This is a genomic window from Ruegeria sp. BI11, from assembly GCF_056538005.1.
Genome location: NZ_JBQFSM010000006.1, coordinates 264,316 through 286,053, shown reverse-complemented (window position 1 = coordinate 286,053; position 21,738 = coordinate 264,316). Strand labels below are relative to the sequence as shown.

18 protein-coding genes are annotated in these 21,738 nt (G+C 56.8%); 5 read left to right on the top strand and 13 right to left on the bottom strand.

Annotated elements, in window-relative coordinates; translation table 11 throughout:
• Positions 1–4: 4 nt before the first annotated feature.
• From ACR0DT_RS15270 to ACR0DT_RS15255, 4 genes are all read right to left on the bottom strand, one after another.
• A complete protein-coding gene (locus tag ACR0DT_RS15270) occupies positions 5–1,879 on the bottom strand; it encodes an amidohydrolase family protein (protein WP_480711577.1) in 1,875 nt (624 codons plus the stop codon).
• A 69-nt stretch (positions 1,880–1,948) separates the two neighbouring features.
• A complete protein-coding gene (locus tag ACR0DT_RS15265) occupies positions 1,949–3,127 on the bottom strand; it encodes a carbohydrate porin (protein ID WP_480711576.1) in 1,179 nt (392 codons plus the stop codon).
• Complete coding sequence (locus ACR0DT_RS15260; RefSeq protein ID WP_480711575.1) at positions 3,124–3,888, bottom strand: DUF3299 domain-containing protein; 765 nt, start codon at positions 3,886–3,888, stop codon at positions 3,124–3,126. The genes ACR0DT_RS15265 and ACR0DT_RS15260 overlap by 4 nt, the downstream gene beginning before the upstream one ends.
• A 26-nt stretch (positions 3,889–3,914) precedes the next feature.
• Positions 3,915–5,312: an amidohydrolase family protein gene (locus ACR0DT_RS15255; RefSeq protein WP_480711574.1), complete on the bottom strand. Its 1,398-nt coding sequence runs from the start codon at positions 5,310–5,312 to the stop codon at positions 3,915–3,917.
• A 98-nt stretch (positions 5,313–5,410) separates the two neighbouring features.
• Here ACR0DT_RS15255 and ACR0DT_RS15250 point away from each other — a divergent pair, with 98 nt between their 5' ends.
• On the top strand, positions 5,411–6,457 hold the full coding sequence (locus tag ACR0DT_RS15250) for an AraC family transcriptional regulator (protein ID WP_480711573.1): 1,047 nt from the start codon (positions 5,411–5,413) through the stop codon (positions 6,455–6,457).
• Positions 6,458–6,987: 530 nt separating this feature from the next.
• On the top strand, positions 6,988–7,986 hold the full coding sequence (locus ACR0DT_RS15245) for a LacI family DNA-binding transcriptional regulator (RefSeq protein ID WP_480711572.1): 999 nt from the start codon (positions 6,988–6,990) through the stop codon (positions 7,984–7,986).
• Here the strand turns inward: ACR0DT_RS15245 and ACR0DT_RS15240 are convergent, their stop codons facing one another.
• Complete coding sequence (locus ACR0DT_RS15240) at positions 7,987–9,120, bottom strand: Gfo/Idh/MocA family protein (protein ID WP_480711571.1); 1,134 nt, start codon at positions 9,118–9,120, stop codon at positions 7,987–7,989.
• A gap of 36 nt (positions 9,121–9,156) precedes the next feature.
• Positions 9,157–10,260: a Gfo/Idh/MocA family protein gene (locus ACR0DT_RS15235; protein ID WP_480711570.1), complete on the bottom strand. Its 1,104-nt coding sequence runs from the start codon at positions 10,258–10,260 to the stop codon at positions 9,157–9,159.
• A 112-nt stretch (positions 10,261–10,372) separates the two neighbouring features.
• Between ACR0DT_RS15235 and iolC the strand changes: the two genes are divergently transcribed.
• Genes iolC through ACR0DT_RS15220 form a run of 3 tightly spaced genes read left to right on the top strand, consistent with a single transcriptional unit; the run spans position 10,373 to position 13,035 of the window.
• The gene (gene iolC, locus ACR0DT_RS15230; RefSeq protein WP_480711569.1) at positions 10,373–11,353 is read left to right on the top strand and encodes a 5-dehydro-2-deoxygluconokinase; all 981 of its coding nucleotides are present in this window, start codon (positions 10,373–10,375) and stop codon (positions 11,351–11,353) included.
• A 9-nt stretch (positions 11,354–11,362) separates the two neighbouring features.
• On the top strand, positions 11,363–12,199 hold the full coding sequence (locus ACR0DT_RS15225) for a 5-deoxy-glucuronate isomerase (protein WP_480711568.1): 837 nt from the start codon (positions 11,363–11,365) through the stop codon (positions 12,197–12,199).
• Complete coding sequence (locus tag ACR0DT_RS15220; RefSeq protein ID WP_480711567.1) at positions 12,196–13,035, top strand: class II fructose-bisphosphate aldolase; 840 nt, start codon at positions 12,196–12,198, stop codon at positions 13,033–13,035. The genes ACR0DT_RS15225 and ACR0DT_RS15220 overlap by 4 nt, the downstream gene beginning before the upstream one ends.
• A 773-nt stretch (positions 13,036–13,808) precedes the next feature.
• On the opposite strand, the gene iolB is transcribed toward ACR0DT_RS15220, so the two are convergent.
• The 7 genes from iolB to ACR0DT_RS15185 form a co-directional block, all read right to left on the bottom strand.
• Positions 13,809–14,615 carry a 5-deoxy-glucuronate isomerase gene (iolB, locus tag ACR0DT_RS15215; RefSeq protein ID WP_480711566.1) on the bottom strand — a complete coding sequence of 269 codons (807 nt, stop codon included), beginning with the start codon at positions 14,613–14,615 and terminating at the stop codon, positions 13,809–13,811.
• A 24-nt stretch (positions 14,616–14,639) separates the two neighbouring features.
• Positions 14,640–15,821, bottom strand: a complete 1,182-nt coding sequence (locus ACR0DT_RS15210; protein WP_480711565.1) for a phytanoyl-CoA dioxygenase family protein — start codon at positions 15,819–15,821, stop codon at positions 14,640–14,642.
• Between the two features lie 46 nt (positions 15,822–15,867).
• The gene (gene iolE, locus ACR0DT_RS15205) at positions 15,868–16,767 is read right to left on the bottom strand and encodes a myo-inosose-2 dehydratase (RefSeq protein ID WP_480711564.1); all 900 of its coding nucleotides are present in this window, start codon (positions 16,765–16,767) and stop codon (positions 15,868–15,870) included.
• Complete coding sequence (gene iolD, locus ACR0DT_RS15200; RefSeq protein ID WP_480711563.1) at positions 16,764–18,596, bottom strand: 3D-(3,5/4)-trihydroxycyclohexane-1,2-dione acylhydrolase (decyclizing); 1,833 nt, start codon at positions 18,594–18,596, stop codon at positions 16,764–16,766. Before iolD ends, iolE begins: the two co-directional genes overlap by 4 nt.
• Before the next feature lie 87 nt (positions 18,597–18,683).
• The gene (locus ACR0DT_RS15195) at positions 18,684–19,502 is read right to left on the bottom strand and encodes an ATP-binding cassette domain-containing protein (RefSeq protein WP_480711562.1); all 819 of its coding nucleotides are present in this window, start codon (positions 19,500–19,502) and stop codon (positions 18,684–18,686) included.
• Position 19,503: 1 nt separating this feature from the next.
• A complete protein-coding gene (locus ACR0DT_RS15190) occupies positions 19,504–20,628 on the bottom strand; it encodes an ABC transporter permease (RefSeq protein WP_480711561.1) in 1,125 nt (374 codons plus the stop codon).
• 82 nt (positions 20,629–20,710) lie between these two features.
• The gene (locus ACR0DT_RS15185) at positions 20,711–21,652 is read right to left on the bottom strand and encodes a sugar ABC transporter substrate-binding protein (protein WP_480711560.1); all 942 of its coding nucleotides are present in this window, start codon (positions 21,650–21,652) and stop codon (positions 20,711–20,713) included.
• Between the last annotated feature and the right edge of the window lie 86 nt (positions 21,653–21,738).

The window sequence follows — 21,738 nt, the reverse complement described above, 5'->3', positions numbered from 1 at the left end:
TGTATCAAGGTCTTACGCGACTAGCACCTCTAAATCCGCCCGTTTTGGACATCATGGCCTTCGCATAATCACGTTTTACCGTTGCACGGTCCTCGAAGCGAGCATGCACGACGCAAAAGAACAGGGCACCGTCATCTAAACCGTTGCGAGGAGTAAACCAATCAAAGGGATCGGTGGGCTCTATCGATGCAATCTGATTTGTTGGTGGAGCAACAGGTGCGACATTGGCTTCACTATTTGTGATTTCATCGAGCAGTGTTGGACGGGCCGTGCCGGTATCCGGTGTGAGAATACCCATGATCTGCTCGCGACCGGCCGGAACGAAACGCCCGCTCTCCTCGATTGGAAACCGGATCGGCTGTCCAGCATAAACATCCCGCTGAACTTCACTGTTCTTAACAACAAGGGTTCCGTTAACGAGCACGTACGGAGTGCCTTCTGACGGCAGACCTTGCTGACCCAGCGTATAGTTCGCCTTTTCGGTCACAGTTTCCGGATCAAAAATCGTGATATCCGCGACCATGCCCACTTGCATACGCCCACGCACCTGCATTGCTCGCAAACCTGTGTCACCTAATCGCTTAGCATGGATGTAGCTTAGCTGAGTGAGTGTGAGCATAAGCGGCACATTCGCTTCACGAGCCAGTCTCAAGACAAGCGCGTGGCTGCCTGCCGACCGAGGATGCCCAGCATAGTCTTCGTAGGGGGCATCCCAACCCATCAGATTGCCCTCGATATCCAGCCCGGCCATACCGTCGCCCGAGATGCCATAACCAGCGATAGTGATCCAATCGTTTAGCCATTGCTCTCTTGGAGGGCTAAAAACTATGGCTGTCCGTCCCGGTTCATTCTCAGCGAAACTCAAAAACTCGTCTTTTGTCACGAAGCGATCTAGCTGGGGATCAAAGATGGTGTCTTCGTACTTGTACCCCATCGAACCTTCCCAATTTTCGGGGGCGATGATCGAGGCTCCGTAGTTTCCCGATCCGGCAGTCCAAGGATAGTAGCTGGACCAGACGTTGTAGCCTTGGTCGCGGGCCATCTGGAGCTTTTCCTGATTTTCCCACCACCCATAGTCATTGTCGTGATGAATGTGCAGCGGTGCGCCAAGCACCATCGCATTGACCAAGATTTCATTTACACCCGTCTGTGTTTCTGTCGGCGTCGAAGCACTGGGATGAAATCGGTGATGGACGGAAGTCAGTCGACCGTAACGCGCCGCAGCCCGCTGTGCTTCGAACATCTCATAGGTTGTAATACCTTCGCGGGCGTAGCCGATGGTCGATCCCACGCCGAGTGCTCCGAGACGTAGTCCCTCATCCAGCTGGGCAGTGATTTCGTTCATCTGCTCACGGTTGCTTGGTACAGAAGACCACCCCTCGACGTCGTCTTCCACAGATTTTGCCCTCAATGCGAAAAAGTTCCGGAAGTCTATGTCCCCACCTTCCAGCACTAGGCCGTCATGCACCCGCATCCGCGCGAATTCTTGTCCAACGACCGTACCATAGTTTGCCTGTGTCACGCCTTCTCGCGCACTGTACCAGTCGTCGATATTCGCGGCCCCGACCTCAAAATCCATTTGCGTTGTAACGCCATCGCGAAGGTTTACCTTGATGCCCCAAGGGTCCAGCCCATGCTGTTCGAGATCGATGAACCCGGGCGCCACAACGTGCCCTGTCGCGTCAATGGCCTCGCTACCGTTAATTTCATCGTCAGTAATCGCAGTGATCCAACCGTTGCTTATTCCCACGTTTGCGATCTGATCGAACCCGGTTTCCGGATCTATCACGCGACCATTGAGAATGACAATGTCGTACGTTTGCGCGACACACAAAGTCGAACACACAGACAACATGCCTGCAAGAAACAAGGTACGCATGGATAGATCCTCCCTTTGATCGACAAAACTGAATGTTTCGTTATTTTTGGCGTCTACCTTCGAACCACCTCAGAAAACGATCCGGGTCCTTAGGCCGAACAGCGTAATGCTATCCTGCGTGGGGTTCAGCAGCGGGTCAGAAATGAACTGCACCGATGGCGTGATCTTCAGTCCGGTGGAGATTGAAAAGCGGTAGAATGCTTCGAGCGTGAACTGATCGCCATCTATGCCTCTTGCCTCGGCCCAGTTCAGGCCCAGCCCAGCCAGATCGGTGTTGCGACCATAGTAGCCCAGACCGGCAGAGACAGACCGATCGTAAAGTGCCGCCGTCCCTTTTGAAGCCCCTGCCCGAAAAAACGGCATCCATTTATTGTCAATAAACCATGCCGCTGAAAACGCGGCTCCGTAGTCTTCCGGGCGGGTGCCATCATCAGCCGCATCAGCATGCCAGAGGGTCAGGTGAATATTGTCGAAGTAGATGCGATCAAAACCGGAAGTGTAGCCGAGCTCGAGCGATTTGAAGAGATTGCCATCGCTGAAAACATCAAAATTTGGATCAGACGGATCGGCGTTTGCGTCTGCAACGCTCGCTACGGCGTAAAAGTTCTCACTTAGCTTTACCCCGCCTGCAATGCCAAGACCTTGATTGGGCGTGTTAATAGTCGGGTTGGTGTTGAAAGACAGGTTCTGAAACCCGCTGTATGGACTAACCAGCCCATAGATATCCACAAAGTCCGTTACATCGATCTGACCGACTTGCAGCGTCCACGAACCGTTTTCAGCCCTCTGGGTCCAGAACAGATTGGTCAACAGCAATCCATTATCGTTAAAAGCTGTCCCGGTGATCGATAGGGCTCCGCCATCCAGCCCAAGAAACTGCGGGGCGACATCGGTATAGCTATGCCTATCTTCGATCTTAAAAGTCAGTGAACCCCGTTCAGTTGCTTGCCAACTGCCGTAGAAACGCGCAATTCCGCTGGCCGCTTCGCCAGATCCCATATCGGCGTCCGTGGTTTGGCCCAACGCTAGATAATCTATGTTGAATCGAAACCCGTGCTCGGCCAACTGGTCTTTCCACTGGAACCAACCCGGTGCGATGTTGCGCGGAAAATCGGAACGATATTGCGGATCGGTCAGACCATCTCCGGGCTCAAGATCAGCTTCAACAGAAGAAGGTCCGGATAGTCCCTGAGCCGACGCTGCGCCAGCGAAGGCAATACTCAATGCGGCCACCAGAATTCTTATCATTCAGACGCCTTTGCCCCACCGGTTTTGGGATCGCCTGCTGCTCGGATGCGATCAGCAGAACGCCGTTTCCACTCAAGTCGGTCTGCCTCCGTTTCAAGGGTTTCAACACTTTCTGTCTCCAACTGGAAGGTCGCGCTCATAGCCATAGGGCCATCCACGACCGTCATGTTCTGAACCGATGGGTCAATCGTCAGGGTACCTGTTAGTCTTACGGGTTCATGGAAATACCTGGGCGTCCAATCGCCATTTAACCGCACGCGGATCATTTGGTTGGGTGGAGGTGGAGGCATGTGGCTACACATTCCCCTTTCTGGCACCAAGTACGCCACAGGTCGCCCGTCCGGATCGCTCGGAGCTGGAATGGCAAATCCTGCCAAAGTGACTGTTTGGCCGTCGAATTGCGGGTTTCCGCTTGTTCCTGCCTTTCTTCGACGCTCTGTAACTACTGCTCGCTGATCGAGCAGCCAGTCGACATCAACGCCATCTAGCGCCAGGGCGTCCTCAGTTTCGTTAAGAAGCTCTTGCCATTTCTGCCTTTCCTCTAAACTGCCGGCGTCCTGCTGCAGTCTGCCGCGCAAGCGCACGGCGAAGAGGACGTCATCGAACTGTTCTGGACTAAGATCGCGATAGGGGTCTTCAAAGACCTGCACGGACGGATCCGGCAGGTCCGCCCAGTCAAGTGTCGTTCCCGGCGTCGCGAAGGCGGGATGGCTGAACCAGACCAACCCTGCGAAAGTAGCGTAGCGAAACCAATAGCGCATGAACTCTCTCCGGCTACTATTTCAAATCAATCCAGCGTGTTTTTGTATATTACACCGTCCTTCATGATCAGGCGGATCGTTTCTGGGCTTTCAGGCCTTAGGTCAGCGCCGAACCACTGATCGCCGGTTCCAACGACCGAAAAATCCTCAAGCGGGTTACCGTCGATCAGCAGGATGTCAGCATATGCGCCTTCCTCGATCACCCCCAATTTGCCAGCAGTATACGGGTTCATAAAATCGCCTGACAAAGCGACCACCTCGCCACCTGTTGATGTCAGCGTCACCATCGACGTGTAGGGGCCAAAAAACTCATTGTTCAGGTGTTTCTCGTAGGCAATCTGGATATTGCACGCCTCAACCGAACCAACACAGTCTGTCTGGAAACCTCGCTTTACCGGGCATTCTTTCATGTTGTCGATGTAACCTGCAAATGTGGCCGAGGCTGATTTTGCTTTGGCAAGGCTCGACGGTACGTTCGCCACCGCCGGAATATCGAGCAATCCGGGATCAAAGGCCGTCAGGTTCGTCGTAATGTAAGCCCCTTTTTCATTCATGACTTGGGCAATTTCACAGTCAAACGAGAAGCCATGTTCGATCGACATCACACCCGCGTCTAGCGCACTCAGGATCGCTTCCTTACGATAGGAATGCGCCATGACATAGCTGCCATATTCATTAGCGACCTGTACCGCAGCTCTAATTTCCTCGGGCGATCCAGCCAGCAATTGCCATGGGTCGAAGGCTGAAACGACACCCCCGGATTGCATGAATTTCAACTGCGTTGCACCCATGCGGAAATTGTTGCGTGCGAACTTATAGACGTCATCGACACCACTTACCTCTTGCGCCAGATTCAGACGGCTCATGTTGGTCTCTGACCCCGGCGGAGCCGTGAAATTCGCAAAGTCGGCGTGTCCCCCCCGCGTGCCGATAAAGGCACCAGATGGGAAATAGCGCGGGCCCTCGATTTGCCCCGAGTCAATCGCCCGGCGCAATCCACCATTTGCCCCTCCGGCATCCCTGACGGTGGTGAAACCCTGCATCAGATACATCTCGGCCATTCGTGCGCCGTGAATGGCGAAGTCTTCCCATGTTGTGTTGGCTTCCATCGCTGGCAGCGTAGGCCCCATCAACATGAGGTGCGCGTGCAGTTCAATAAAGCCAGGGGTCAAGGTGCGCCCGCCACCGTCAATAACAGTGGCATCTGGTGCGTCAATTGCATCGGTTGAGACGGTCTTGATCAGATTACCCTCAATCAGGACACTGGCATTCTCGATACGCTGCTCATTCACACCGTCGAAGACATGCACGTTGGTAAACAGCACCTGTGGTTCTTCTTGATCTTGAGCTTGTGCGGAAGCCGCAAAAGTAAGAACTGCCACGACAATTGCGGTCGAGCAGAGGGACTTTCGAAAGCCGGACATAAGTACTCCCTTCACATTCATGTTTTGCCAACTGTAGTTCGGAAAATCTTGGCTAGGTTGCCACTTTTGAATTAGAATGTTCGAATGTAATTGTAAAAATGGCCACTGAACAAACTACAAACCCTGACAAGGTTACGAGCTTGCCTTTCAACTCCACATCTCCAGAACATAGCGAGGGCTTTATTCGCCTCGCGTTGGCTGCTCCGTTTCTAAAGTATCTCACCGACCGTGAGATCAATCCGCAACCAGCCTTGGATCAAGTCGGCTTGAAAGCTGAACTGTTGTCTGACCCATCTGTCTATGTTCATTCAGAGCTGGTCTACGGTCTGTTGAATGCCTTCTCGGAATTGGCAGGGGATCGCTACCTTGGACTGAATGTGGGGGAAACGTTTGACCTGCAAGCATGGCCTCCGTTCGCTCAGGCCCAGCAATCGTCAAAGACCCTGTTCGAGTTTTTTGCCCGTTTCGTCGGGCTGGTACCCCAGGAGTCCAATTCAGTGCGGCACAGCCTTGTCGTCGAAGCGGACAAAGCGACCTATCGAATAGAGAGGCAACAAGAGCCAACTGTCCCCCCCATTCAGGTTACCGGTTTTGGAGCCGCTATCTATGTGCGCCTATTGCAAACCGTAGTCGGAGACTCTTGGGATTCTTCCCGTGTGCGGTGGGAAAGCAGATACATCAATGGTCTGCCAATTGAATACAAAGGGATCGAAGTTGGCCTTGGAACCGATCCCGGAATGAAAATTAGTTTTCCTGTGGAATGGTTGTTTTTGCACCATGTCGCAGAGAGCTCTACCAAGCCCATGGCAGCGACCCGACAAAATGAACAAGTAACCGTGGTGGCTGCTTTGCGATCTGTCCTACGCGACAAACTAGATGAACCCGATATTGGACCAGAGGCTGTGGCAGGATTGCTGGGAATACAGCCAGAACGGTTTCTTAAAGCACTTAAGCAGCAGCGTACAACGCTGACCCGCGAGGTAAAGCGGCTGCGTGTCGATGTCGCTAAGGAGCACCTCAGAGAGGGCAATATGACAATTGCGGAGATCGGTCTCATGCTTGGCTACTCCGACAAGTCACACTTCACTCGTTTTTTTCGAGGCCAGACCGGTATGACACCGACTAAATTCCGACTTGGATCGTAACTACAAAGCGCATATTTGGATTGGCTGTCCGTTACCTCGCCAATACTTGTTCACTAAGGTCCATCATGAATTTGGAATACATTTTTTGCTTCGGTATCATAGGGTTAAATTGGAGCGATTGTCAAAATAACCCTTTGGGCAAAGCATGCTGCGCTGCGGTCCTGCTGCAGCAACTTCTTTGGTTCGCCCGGCCACGAACTTGATCGCGATAAGATATCGTATGCTCTTGAACAACTCTTCAGGTTGCGCAGCTTTCAAACCACTAACAAAACAAGCTACAGCTCTAGGACAATGCTGGTAACGGCCGCTCGTTGCGCGTGCGGATTGGGACGTGGCGCTTGGATTACGCCGAAGATTTCGGGGGCCGCGTCAAATATTACCCACCATCCACCTTCCACACCGATAATTGCTACAGACCTGCATTATTTGGCGATACGCCTTGCAACCGATTGCAAACCCTAACTGTTGCCGCATAATATCGTCTCTATGAATTCGCCGATTAGCCTCCCCCCAATTCTTGGGCGCCAGCCATGAGTGTCACTCTGAAAGACGTCGCCGCGCTGGCTGGTGTGTCACGCTCCGCCGTGTCGCGAACTTTCACCGAAGGCGCCTCGGTCTCGGCAAAAACGCGTAGTAAGGTCGAGAAAGCCGCAAAAGAGCTGGGCTACAGCCCCAATGCGCTGGCCTCATCGCTGACCACTGGGCGGACCAAGCTGATCGGGCTGATTTCCAACAACTTTCACAACCCGATCTTCCTCGAGGTCTTTGACCAGTTCACCCGCGCCCTGCAAGAACGCGGGCTGCGGCCCCTGATCGTCAACCTAACGGACGAGACCGAACCGGCCAATTCTGTCCGGATGCTGCGGCAGTATTCTGTGGACGCTGCCATTGTTGCCTCCTCAACGTTGCCGCCCAGCTTTGCCAAGGCGTTTCATGATGCGGGCGTGCCAGTGGTGCACACGTTTGGCCGCTCAGCCACTTCGCCCGAGGTTCACGTCGTGGGGATCGACAACGTCGAATGCGGACGAATGGCGGCACGCGAATTGTTGGCACGCGGATATCGGCGCGTCGGGTATCTGGGCGGACCAAAAGAGGCAACTTCGGCCATGGACCGGTATCGGGGCTTCATGGAAGAGGTCGAGAAACATTCCGGCCTTGAAGTGTCGCACTCTTTCGCCAACAACTATTCCTTTGAGGCAGGGCGCGCCGAGATGTTGCGCCTACTCTCTGGCACTCCGGCAGAGGGTTATTTCTGTGGCGACGATATCCTGTCTATTGGCGCTCTGTCCGCGCTGCGTGACCATAGCCTGAGGCCAGGCGAGGATATCGGCATCATCGGGTTAAACGACATGGAAATGTCACGGTGGGAAAACATTGATCTGACCACCATTCACCAGCCGATAAAGCAGATCATCACCTCATCCGTCGATCTGGTCGAAGAGATGCTGAAAGATCCCAAACGCTATCCCGAAGCGCGGATATTCCCCTGCCGAGTGATTGAGCGAGGAACATTGCGGCCCCGCCCCTAATTATCGGAACATCGGCGGGCGCGCATCTTTCCACGCGCCGTCGTCTTTGCCCGATGCAACGGCCGCGTGTACGGCGGCAATCGACCGGACCCCGTCAGATGCGCCAGGCAGGCCGTCACGGGCTTCGCCGCGGATGGCATCCGCCAGGTCGCAATAGATATTGGCCACAGCCAAGGGGAATCCTTCGGGATGCGCAATCGCCACACGGGACAGGCGTTGTACCTCGTCATGCAGACCGCCCTCACCCTTTTCGATGATTTGAGTACGCCCGCCGACGGGTGTATAAATCAGCTGGTTGGGTTGTTCCGAGGCCCAGCGCACACCACCTGTTTCGCCAAACACCTGAATGTCAAACCCGTGCTGCCGCCCAATCGCCACGGATGACGTCCACAGGCGGCCAACCGTACCACCCTCCATCCGGAAGTTGACCATGGCGTCATCTTCCAGCTCACGGCTTGGGATGGTCGAGGCCATGTCGGCGGACAGGGTCTTCACCTCGTCATCACAGATAAAACTGGCCATGTGCAGCGCGTGGATACCGCAATCGGCAAATTGGCCAGACACCCCCGCCATCGCTGGATCATACCGCCAGCGGACGCGCGGATTGTCTGCATCGGTGGCATCGCCGTGGTGGCCGTGGCTGAAATTCGTCACCACCAACCGCACCTTGCCAATGTCGCCTGCGCGTACCATCGCGCGGGCCTGCCGAACCATCGGGTACGCGGAATAACAATAATTCACCGCACAGATTTTGCCCGAGGCCTCGGCCACGCGAACAATCTCTTCACCCTCTTCCACGGTCATGGTCATCGGCTTTTCGCAGAGCACGTTGAAGCCCGCCTCAAGAAACGCCTTGGCGATTTCAAAATGGGTTGAGTTCGGAGTGGCAATCGTCACCAGATCAATCCGGTCCTCGCGCCCTTGTTCACCTGCCAGCATCTCTTGCCAGTCGCCATAAGCGCGGTCGGCGGCAACACCCAGCCGTTGCGCATAGTCCCGCCCCACATCAGGCCGGTGATCCAGCGCGCCTGCGGCGAATTCGAACATCCCGTCCGCCAACGCCCCCAGACGGTGCGCGGGCCCGATCTGGCTGCCTTCGCCACCACCGATCATGCCCCATCTCAGCTTTGCCATGGTTCTTGTCTCTCTTCAGGTTATACGGTTGCGCGATCAGAAATCGCGTATGTCTTGCCATTGCCGCCGCTCGGACGAGGCCAGTGCTGCGGCCAGCACCCGGTTGACCTCATGCCCGTCGCGGAAGGTGGGCCAGATCGGTTGGCCGGTATGGATGGCCTCAAGGAAATCCTTGGCCTCGATGATAATCTGATCCTGATAGCCGGTGCCATGACCCGGACCCTGACAAAACGGCTCGTAATCCGGATGTGCAGGGCCTGTCAGAATCTTGGTAAAGCCGCGATGCGCCTCGGGGCCTTCACGGCGATAGAACCACAGGGCGTTCTGGTCTTCCTGATCGAAACGCAACGCGCCTTTTGTGCCTGAAATCTCATACGCATAGCCCATTTTACGCCCAGTTGAGATGCGGCTGACATAGATATTGCCCATCGCGCCGTTTTCAAAGCGGCACATGATCTGGGCATGGTCGTCATTGGTGACCTTGCCACCGGGGCGGGTTTCGTGGACAGTTTCAACCTCGGCCATCACCTCGGCAATAGGTCCCATCAAGGCCAGCGCGCCGTTGACCATATGCGGTGCAAGATCGCCAATGGTGCCGTTGGACATACCCGTGGTGCGCCACGTGGCCGGGGCATCGGGATCGGCATAAAAGTCCTCGGTATGCTCGCCCCGGAACCAGGTGACGTCACCCAATTCGCCGTCGGCAATCAGTTGCCGCGCAAATTGTGTGGCTGGCGTGCGGACATAGTTGAAACCGACCATGTTTGTGACACCCGCCGCTGCGGCCGCGGCGACCATTGCCTCGCCATCTGCCATCGATGCGCCCAGCGGTTTTTCGCACAGCACCGGCTTGCCCAAAGCAAAGGCCGCCTCAGCAATCTGACGGTGGGTTTCCTGCGGCGAAGCGATGACCAAAGCCTCGACCGCCGGGTCATTGACGAGCGCCTGCCAATCCCCGGTTGCGCGTTTGAACCCATAGGCCGCCCTATACCGTTCAGCGCTTTCAGGGCTTGAGGCGCAGATCATCTCCAGCCGCGGGCGCAGCGCGGTGTTGAACACCGCACCCACTGCTGACATCGCGACGGAGTGAGCCTTGCCCATATAGCCGCCACCCACAATTCCAATTCCGATTTCAGGCATCTGTCACGGCTCCGAACATACTATTTGCAACCGGTTGCAAAATCAGTATCGTGTGAATCGATTCAACGCAAGGTCCAAACTTTGCCGACCCCACTTTGCCGGAGGACATGACGTGAGCGCTTTGATAGACGGTATCAAAGGAAACCGCTTTGCCGTGCTGGGACGTGCAGGCATGGACCTGTATGCCGACCCGATCGGTGTCAAAAGCGAGAATGCTGATACGTTCCACGCCGATCTGGGCGGGTCATCCGCAAATATCTGCGCTGGTCTGGTCAAGCTAGGCAGTCAGGCGTCACTGATCACCTCGGTTTCGGATGATGCGGTGGGGCGGTTCTGCCTGAACAAGCTGCACGATTACGGCGTGGATACGTCCTATATCCGTGTTCTGGGCGGTGAATACCGCATGTCGCTGGCCGTTTACGAAAGCCGGATCGAAAACTTCCAGAACGTCATCTATCGCAATGGCGCGGTCGATTTTCAGGTCACAGAAGAGGATATGGACAGGATCGATTACGCGGCTTTTTCAGGCGTGATTTCGGCCGGAACAGTCTTTGCCGCCGAACCTTCACGAAGCGCCACGTTCCGCGCCTTTGACAATGCCCGTGCGGCTGGTCTGCCGATCATCTTCGACATCGACTATCGCCCCTATAGCTGGCCTTCGCCCGAAGTTGCAGCCGATGTCCTGTCGCGCGCAGGTGACGCCTGCGATCTGATCGTCGGTAATGACGAAGAATTCGGTTTTATGGCTGGCGGCATCGAAAAAGGGTTCGCCAAAGCCAAGGAACTGGCAGAAAAACCCGGCCGGATCGTCATCTACAAAATGGGAGAAAAAGGCGCTGTCACGCTGGTAGACGGTCAGGAGATTCCCACCGGCATCTACCCCGTCACAGCCGTTAAACCTAACGGTGCGGGTGACAGTTTTATGGCGGGTCTGCTGGCCTCGATCGCGGCGGGGCATTCGCTGAAAGACGCCGTGATGCGCGGCTCGGCCTGTGCGTCCATCGTGGTATCGCAACCCGGTTGCGCCCCCGCCATGCCCACGACACCCGAGCTGGACGCATTCCTTGCCACCCACCCCGGCCCGACCACATAGGAGACACCCATGCATATCGCGCCCTATGACAATCAGAACAAACCCATCGTCGATGCCGAAGACCCGACGGTGCCATTGAATTATTTCAACATCGTCAAACTGAAAAAGGGTGAGGCGTTCGAATACCAGGTGCCAGGGTATGAAACCTGCATCGCCCCCGCTACCGGCAGTGTCGACGTCGATGTCGAGGGTGTGCAGTTCCCCAAGCTCGGAAACCGAGGCGAAGACGTCTGGGATGGCGAACCCGAAGGTGTCTATGTTCCCGTCGGCGCCAAGGCCCAGATGGTCTGCGTCTCGGATCAAGCCGAAGTGTTCATTGCCGGGGCCAAATACGACAAGGTGCTGGACCCGTTCGATGTGCGCGAACATGACCTTGTGCAATATGGCAGCGACGACACGAAAACACATCGCAAGATCAAGCACATCCTCGGCCAGAAACAGCATGACAAGGTGGGCCGCCTGCTGGTCAGTGAGCTGTTCACGGTTGGTCAGGGCGGTTGGTCCGGCTTCCCAAGCCACAAGCACGACACCAACCGATTGCCGGACGAGTCGCGCCATGACGAGACCTATAATTTCCGCTTCAAGCCCAATTGGGGTTCAGGCCTGCAGATGTTGCAACGCGAGGACAACGAGCCCGGCGACGCCTACCACATCGTCGACGGGTCTACGATTTGCATCGACAAGGGCTATCACCCCTGCTGCGTGCTGCCGGGGTACGAGATGTACTATTTCACCATTCTCGGCGGTCTCAGCCAGCGGTCGCTGGTACAGTATTTCCAGCCAACCCATGCCTACCAGATCGAGACGATTCCGGGCATTAAAGACATGATTGCAAAATTCAAATGACCCTTGTCACACTGAAAGACGTTCTGACCCCCGCATATGAGCAAGGCTACGCCGTAGGTGGGCTGGTCACGCTGGGTTTGGAAGACATGCGCGCCTATGTGGCCGCGGCCGAGGCTGAAAACGCACCGGTGATCCTGCAAGCAGGCCCCAGCTGCCGCGAGCACACGCCGCTGCCCGTTCTTGGTAAAATGTTCCGCTATCTGGCCGAGAATGCCTCGGTCCCCGTCGTCGCCCATCTGGACCACGGCTATACATTTGAGGATTGCAAGATCGCACTGGACAGCGGGTTTACTTCGCTGATGTTCGACGGGTCGCGCAAGCCGTTGCAGCAGAATATAGACGAGACCGCAGCGATTGCCGAAATAGCCCATGCGGCAGGGATTTCCTGCGAAGGCGAGATCGGTTTTGTCGGCTATTCCGGCGGCGAAGGGTCAAACGGTACCGACCCGGTCGAGGCGGCGCAATTCGCGCGTGAAAGCGGCGTGGATGCAATGGCGATTTCAGTTGGCAACGTCCATCTGCAACAGAACAAAGAGGGCGGTCTAGACGAAGACCGCATCCGCCGGATCGACACCGTGACCGATGTGCCTCTGGTCATTCATGGCGGCTCTGGCGTACCGGTCGAACAGCGCACACGTCTGGCCCGCAAAACCTCGATCTGCAAATTCAACATCGGGACCGAACTGCGCATGGCCTTTGGCGCAGCCCTGCGCGAAGCCGTGAACAGTGATCCCGAAAGATTTGACCGCGTCACCATCCTGAAAGAAACCCACGACCCCGTCGAAGCCGCCGCGCGGCTAGTGATCCGAGCTTTCGGAGCACCGCCGCAGAATTAGGAGATTTCACCACTCGGAAGGGTGGGCCTCCCGGACCTGTTGCTCATTTGAAAACGGGTTGTTCGAGTAAATCTCTATAGTGTTCGCGGAAACAAATCTTGCAGACGGGATGGCAAGATTTTGTGATGGCGGGCCTGCTACAACGCGCCCGGCAGCATCAAACCGCCCACCATGCGTGGGTCAATTGATCCAATTTATCGCACCGCCAGCAGGAAGCTCGGCAGACAGCGTCACCGTGCTCAAATGAGGGCAAATTGGATTGCAAGCGAACCACTTACCCTCTGCATCAATGGTACGGCTTTCATCTAAGGCCGGAGCATCCGACCGCAGGTTGGCGTTTCGTGCGAATGGGTCATGCAAGTCCGAAATCAACACCTTGCGCGCGTGTTCGACTTCTGCCCGGGTACGGTACCTAACGACGATTGGGGCACCGTGAAGCCTTATTACAAGCTGCTGACCCGGTTCCATGCCCGTGACGTTAATCCTTGTCGCCTCGACAAGCTGGGACTTTCGGTACTTCTCACTCCACGTCTGAGAAGACGCAAAATTTGTTGACGCGGTCAGTGCAACAGATGTGGACCCAAAGACAAGAAAATCCCTGCGTATGAATTCTGACATCATCAATCCTGCCCACAGTTGTACGTGAATTGTACACGTATTGTGCGTGGCCATCAGGGCTGGTTTAATTCGGCTTTCTCATTCACGCACACTGCCGCGCGCTGCCCGACTCAATCGGAGCAAACAGGCTGGGCGACTAGACAGCTAGTATGGGCCTACCCATCACGCTCCATGATCCATTCGACCTCGGGGGCGGGTACGAAACGCCACTTGCGCAACGGTCCGGCCATGACGTTCAGATAATACATCTCAAACCCATAGGGTGCGCCGCAGGGGTGATGGCCGCGCGGGACGGTTACAACATCGCCGTCTGAGACCGCCATCGTTTCATCCAGTTGACCATCATCGGTATAGACCCGCTGAATACCAAAGCCGTTGGCCGGGTTCAGGCGGTGGTAATAGGTTTCTTCCAGATAGGTGATCCGGGGGTAATCATCCTCGTCATGGCGGTGGCTGGGATAGGATGACCAATGCCCGTTCGGCGTGAACACCTCTGTCACCAGCAGGCTATCGGCATAGTCCTCAGCCTCCATCGCGATGTTGTTGATATAGCGCGTGTTCACCCCTTTGCCGCGTTCGGCCAGGGTAATGCCATCGGGCCCGATCCGCCGCGCCGCGTGCCCGCCCTTGCCCGGAGCGGTACAGACGGCGATGACGCAATCGGTTTCGGCGATAGCCTCCCACTCGGTTCCGTTTGGCAGATACAGACAATGCGGCGGCGTCTTCTCAAAGACGTTCATCCGGTCGCCCAGAGTGCCCCAGTCCTGCCCGGCACCGGTGATCTGCGCCTTGCCCTCGACCATGACCAGAATGACCTCACGCTCACCGGTGGCCTCGGCCGCCGTATCACCTACACGCAGATGGTAGAGACCGAACCCAACGTACTGCCAACCTGCGCTGGCCGGGGTAATGTCGTGAACCTTGCCGTGGGTTCCGGCGGGTTTCTTGAGCAGGTCTGCCATTTTAGCCTCCTTAATGTCCTTGCTTCAGGCAGCTTGCCTTGTGTGCAGAGTCGAAAGCGCTTCGGCCAAATGAACTTCGGTCCAGCCCTCGGACACGGCCCGGCGCAAAATATCGGCCTGACTTTCTGGCGCATTGCCCCCGATCGGAGGATCCGTGTCCAGATTTGTCGGGAACGGATAGCCTTCCGCGGTGGCGGCGATAGCCGCATCAAGTTCTGCCTCCGTCAGCTCACCGCGCTGCTTCAAGGCGACGAGAGACGGGAATACCACCTGCGCCATGGCGCGGCGATTCACCGCCTCCATCGCGCGCCCGAAGGCCGACGAGATTTGCAGCAGGTTGGCCATTCTGTGAATGTCAGCGCTGCTGTTTTCACCCGCTGCGTGAAAAAGCGCGGGGTTGAAGAACACCGCATCGCCCTTTGCCAGAGGCAGTTGAACGTAGTGGTTTTCGAAATGATCCCGATGGGCTGCATCGTGAAACGCCAGATAGCCCGAGGGATAAAGTTGCGAGAACGGCAGCAGCTTGGTTGGCCCGCTTTCCACCGGCATATCGCAATGGGCAATCGCACCCTGCAATGTCAACGACGCAGTCACAAGATGGGCATGTGCCGGATATCGGGCCGCGCTGTCGGCGTTTTGAAAGCCAAGGTGATAATCCCTATGTGCCTGTTGTGCCTTACCGCCGGGACGCACCTGATTGACCTGCGCGGTGACCTGATAATTCGGGCCCAGCCACGCCTCGCACGCCGCCGCAATCGCGGTATTCCCAAAATACAGCGCAAAGCCTTCGGGGTCGCGCAGGCATTGCTTTTGCAGCGCGTTCCAGATCCGATCATTGGCGCCCGAGGCTGCAAAGTGATCACCCTCTCCTGCCCCACTTTGGCGTTCCTCTTCGATGATCTGGCGGAAGATTTCTGTAGCCCGGTCGATTGCCGAAGTATCCGCATACGCGTTCTTTAGTGCGATCACTCCAGCGGAATTATCCAGCACCCAAGCCCATTCCCCCAGCAATGCCCGACGAGTATCGGGCTGCGCCAATGCCGGGCGCAGCGCCTTCATGTCATAGACAGGAATGTTCTTTTCAACCGACGCGGCATGGGGCACTTCATCGGTCGAGAGGTTTTGCGAGGTCAACACCTTGAACTCATCCAGATCACAGGATTCCCGGTCGAAATAGCCGACATATCCGAGGTCTCGAATTACCATGAATTGCTCCTTTCTCATGGCTATAGGTGTTGCACGCTTTGCCTTGTTACGCCTTGATCTCCAATCCTGCCTGACCGCACACATCAAAAATGTGGTCGTAGCCCATCTTGGAATACTCATAGGGTGGTGCCTTGGCCGGGTCCTGTTCGGCCTCGACCACGATCCAGCCGTCATAGTCCATCGCCTTCAGCGCATGTGCGACCGCCTGGAAATCAATGCAACCGTCGCTGGGCACAGTGAAAGCCCCGGCAATTACTGCGTCCAGAAAGCTCCGGTTGTTTTCGCGGGTGTCCTGCACCATCGCCGGGCGGATATCCTTGAAATGCACGTGATGCACCCGGTCACCCCAACGGTTCAGGGTCGCCATCACATCACCACCGCCAAACAGCAGGTGGCCTGTGTCAAAGCACAGCTTCACCTCGGGGCCCGCCCCCTCCATCAGCCAGTTCACCTCATCTTCGGTTTCTATGATCGTGCCCATGTGATGGTGGTAGGCCATAGTCATGCCCTGATCGCCCATCCACTTGGCCAGTTCGGTGATCTTGGCCGCGTACGCCATCACCTCATCTTTCGACAGTTTAGGACGGGCATTGACCGACGTCCCGATCTGCCCCTGCACCGTGTTCGAGCATTCGGCGTAAACGATACACGGGCTGTTCAGGGCCACGAACTGCTCGACCTGCTCGCGCACGGCTTCGCGTTCAGTTGCGAAGTCATTGACCAGCGACGCGCCCGAGCACCAACCCCCGCATAGCGCGATGTCATTGCCTTCAAGATACGCGCGCAGCCCTTCGGTATCGCTGGGCATGCGCTGACCGCGTTCGACGCCTGTATAACCGATCTCGCGCGCCTCTTTCAGCGCCTGCTCCATGGTGAAAGCCGCCGTAATGCCCGGCAGATCATCATTCTGCCAGGCAATCGGAGAAATCCCGATTTTCACGCTCATTTTGTGTTTCTTTCCTGGATGGCAACCTCGTAGGCAGCGCGTTTTTCATTCACTTCGGGGCGGATGCTAACTTCGGGAACGGCCACTTCCCACCACGTGCCGCCATATTCGGTCGACGGATAGGGATCGGTGTCGATGACCACCACATACGGCCCTTTGATCTCACCGCGTTTGGCCAGCGCCTCCTCAAGCTCGGCAATCGAGCTGACCTTGACTGAGGTTGCCCCCATCGCCGCCGCGTGGGCGGCAAAGTCGATGGCCGACGGCGTTTCATGCACCGCATGATCCAGCAGGTTGTTAAACTCGGCCCCTCCCGTTCCCATCTGCAGCCGGTTGATACAGCCAAACCCGCGATTGTCGGTGATGACGACAGTGAAAGAGACACCCATCATCGCGGCCGTAGCCATTTCCGAGTTCGCCATCATATAGGTGCCGTCGCCGGTAAAGCAGATCACGTCACGTTCAGGCTTGGCCATCTTGATTCCCATTGCACCGGCGATTTCATAGCCCATACAGCTGAATCCATACTCCATGTGATACGAACCCGGACGTGACGCTTTCCAAAGCTTGTGCAACTCACCGGGCATGGTGCCCGCCGCACACATTACAATAGTGTCGTTGTGCGAGGCACGCTGAACCGCGCCCACCACTTGCATATCGGTCGGCAGCGCGTTGCCGTCACCCGGCGCATCGGTCAGCTTGTCGACCTTGCCAAACCAGTCGGCCTTCAACGTGTCGGCCACCGGATCGGAGCGGTATCCTTGCAAAGCCGTGCCCAGCTCTTGCAGCCCGACACGCGCATCGGATTGCAGCGGCATGGCAAAATGTTTCTCGGCGTCATAAGCGGCGGTGTTCAGGCAGATCATCTCGCGCTCGGGGTTCGAGAACAGGCCCCACGAACCGGTGGTGAAATCCTGCAGTCGCGTGCCGACGGCCAGCACCAGATCGGCGGCAGCGCAGACGTCATTGGCCGGCTCACCACCGGTCACGCCAACCGGCCCCAGATTCAGCGGGTGATCCCAGGCCAGGGCAGATTTACCGGCCTGCGTCTCGGCAACGGGGATGTTGTGCGTCTCGGCAAAGCTTTGCAGTGCATCGGTCGCGCCCGAGTAATGCACCCCACCCCCGGCGACGATAACCGGACGCTTCGCCGCCTTGATGGCCGCGACGGCACGGGCCAGTTCGCCTTCATCCGGGCGGATACGGCGCTGATACCAGACCCGCGGCTCAAAAAAGCTTTCGGGATAGTCATAAGCTTCGGCCTGCACGTCCTGACAAAAGGCCAATGTCGCCGGTCCGCAATCGGCCGGGTCCGTCATGGTGCGGAAGGCGCGCGGCAATGCGGTCAACAGATGCTCGGGACGCGAGATACGGTCATAATAGCGGCTGACCGGGCGGAAACAGTCATTGGCGCTGACGGTGCCGTCGCCAAAGCTTTCGATCTGCTGCAACACCGGATCGGGCCCACGCGTGGCGAATACATCGCCGGGGACAATCAGTACCGGCAGGCGGTTTACATGCGCCAGTGCGGCAGCTGTTACCATATTGGTCGCGCCCGGCCCGATCGACGAGGTCACCGCCATCGCCCGCGTGCGCCGCATCTGTTTGGCATAAGCAATCGCGCAATGCGCCATGGTCTGCTCGTTATGACCGCGATAGGTGGGAAGGGTGTCTTTGACAGCGTGCAGCGCTTCCCCCAGACCTGCCACGTTGCCATGGCCGAAAATGGCCCAGACACCAGCGATGAACGGCTCTCCGGCCTCGTTCATCTGCGCACTCAGATAGCGCACCAAAGCTTGCGCTGCGGTCAGTCGGACTGTTTTGCCCATTGTGATCCCTTTCAACACAAGGCCGATTTGGCCAAGCCTGCAATTTTGTTTGATGTCGGGCCACTGGCCCAAAATGGGGGAACGGGGTTAAACCGTTCCGCCCAGAGATCCTTCGAGTTGGGCCAGTTCCTGACCGCCAGCCATCAGGTCCTGCAACTCTTCTGGCGTGATTTCCCCGCGCCGCGCGGTGCCCAAGGTCTTACCCCGGTTCAACACGGTAAAGCGGTCGCCCACAGCCAGCGCGTGGCGCACGTTATGGCTGATGAAAACAACGCCCACACCCTGACTGCGCACCTTATCAATGGTCGCCAAAACGTTCGAAGTCTGCCGCACACCAAGGGCCGAAGTCGGTTCGTCCAGGATCAGAATCTTGGCGCCGAAATGAACTGCGCGGGCGATGGCCACTGTCTGACGTTCACCACCCGACAAGGTGCCCACAGCCTGATCGGGGCCACGCAGGTTGATGCCCATCTTGCGCATCTCTTCCATAGTAATTTCATCGGCCAGCTTCTTGTCGAAGAAATTGATCCCCGCGACTTTTCGCGTCGGTTCATTCCCCATGAAGAAGTTTCGACTGACGCTCATCAGCGGGATCATTGCCAGATGCTGGTGTACGGTCGCAATCCCTGCTGAAATCGCATCGCGTGGGTCTTCGAAATGCATCGGCCTGTCTTCAAAGAATATCTCGCCGGCGGTGGGCTTGTGTACGCCCGACATGGTCTTGATGAAGGTCGACTTTCCCGCACCATTGTCGCCCAGCAGACAGTGGCATTCGCCGGAACACAGATCAAAGCTGACACCGGCCAGCGCAATCACCGAGCCAAAATGCTTTTGAATGTCGACCATACGAATAATCGGTTTCTTGGCCTGCGCGTCGCCGTGGTGGAACTTGGTGTCTTCGGTCATCTCAGCGTTCTCCTGTGATGATGCGACGGATGTAAGTGTTCAGGATCACAGCACCCAGAAGGATGACACCCAGGAACACCCGGAAAAGCGAGCTTTCGACACCCGCAAAGAACAGGCCCTGCTGCACGACGCCAAAGATCAACGCTCCCAAGGCTGCGCCAAGGACCGATCCATAGCCGCCAGTCAGCAGCGCGCCGCCAATGACCACCGCAATGATCGCCTCGAACTCTTTCAGCAACCCGCGATCCGCCCCGGCCGAGCCGAACTCCATCACCTGACAGGTGGCAAAGACGGTGGCGCAAAAGGCGGTGAACATGAACATCAGCACCTTGACCCGGTTCACCGGCACGCCTGAGTTCCGGGCCGCTTCGGCGTCACCACCAGCGGCAAAAATCCAGTTCCCGAATTTGGTCTTGGTCAAAAGAACATGGCCAAAGATGATCAGCCCAATGGCCCAGATCAGCAACATGGGAATTCCATCGACGACGGGCTGCCCTTCACGTGTGCCACGTGAGAAAGTTTCGATCAGACCATTGTCGCCCAGCCAGGCAAAGAAGCCTTGAAACACCTTGCCGCCAAACAACCACGCCAACCAGTCGCCCTCGGCCACGTCCTTGATGCCGCCGATGATGGTTTTGCGTTCGATTGTCTGCGGCAGATAGATGGTGAAACCGCGCAAAATGAACAGAAATGCCAGCGTGACGATAAAGCTGGGCAGCCCTGTGCGTATGACGATGTATCCGTTCAGCGCTCCGATTGAGACGCACAAGACAAATGTCACCAAGATCGCCATCCAGACAGGCCAGCTGAGCGTGACTGAAAAGATTGCAATCATCATGCCCGCAAATCCAATCATCGAACCGACGGACAGGTCAAATTCACCGGCGATCATCAGCAGGCAGGCCCCAACGGCGATGATCATGAACTGCGCCGAAACGATCGACCAGTTCATAATGCCCTGAGAGTTGAACATTCCACTGTCAAAGGCGAACAGCAGGAAAAAGGTGAATACGGCAACTGTCCCGACCATGCCGCCCAATTCGGGGCGGATCAGGGCGCGACGCAGTGGCGAGATCTCTTTGATCCGTTCGTCACCGCCAGCCGTGGATTGAACTGTCTCAGACATTGTGGTCCTCCCTCGCGCGGGCTTTCCAAGTATCGGAAGTGGCGGCGGGCGCACTCCTCTTGCGCCCGCCGCATTGCGTAAATCAGCGGTATTCGCCCGCGAATTCTTCGATTTTTGTCAGGCCGTCCGCTGTCACAAAACCGGGGCCCGAGTTGATGTTGTTACCCGGCAGGACGCCATAGCGGTGGTAATTTGTCAGCACCACAACCGGCAGATAGGCCTGTAGGAATGGTTGCTGGTCGATACCCCATTGGATGGTGCCGTCCTTGATGCCTTTGACGATTTCACCACCCAGATCAAACGTGCCGAAATAAATGTCGCCGGCCATACCGTTTTCCTGCAGCGCCAGAATAGTCGGGTCAGCCGATGTCGGACCAAGCGTCAGAACAGCGTCGGTTTCAGGGTTGGCCGACAGATAGGCCAGAACCCGGTTCTTGATTTCAGCCGGGTCCTGACCGGCGTCAATCATCTGCTCGCCCAGATCAACACCCAGACCGTCGGCAAAACCCTGACAGCGCTCTTGGCTTGAGGGCTGAACGATATAGTGATTCACGCAAAGGAAAGAGCCGATCCCGTCCGCCTTGGCCCGCTGACCGGCGGCCAGACCCGCGTCATATTCCGGTTGCCCGACATACATCAGGGCACCAACCTCGCGCGCCTTTTCGGGTGTGCCAGTGTTCATGATGATCACGTCGATGCCGGAATCTACGGCGGCCTTGATCGGACCTTCCAGAATGTCAGGATCGGCCAGCGTGGTAATGATGCCATGAGGGCCGGATGCTGCCGCCTGATCAATGATCCGTGCCATGTCAGCCAGGTCGCCTGTGGGCGGGTTGCGATACTCAACCTCGACACCCATCTGCTCGCCCGCCAGGGCGATGCCATTCTTGATCGTGTTCCACCAGCTGTCGCTGTCTGGGGCGTGGCTGACCAGAATGTATTTTTCACCCTCGGCCGCAGCGCCGGTTGCGGTGACCAACGCCAGCGCGCTGGCAGCCAGGGCGCTTTTTACGAACTTATTCATTTGGTTTCCTCCCATAAAAACAGTTTGTCTTTATTGCCGGGGCACCAACCCCAGTCATTCGGACGAGCCGAATCTTTTCCGCTCCG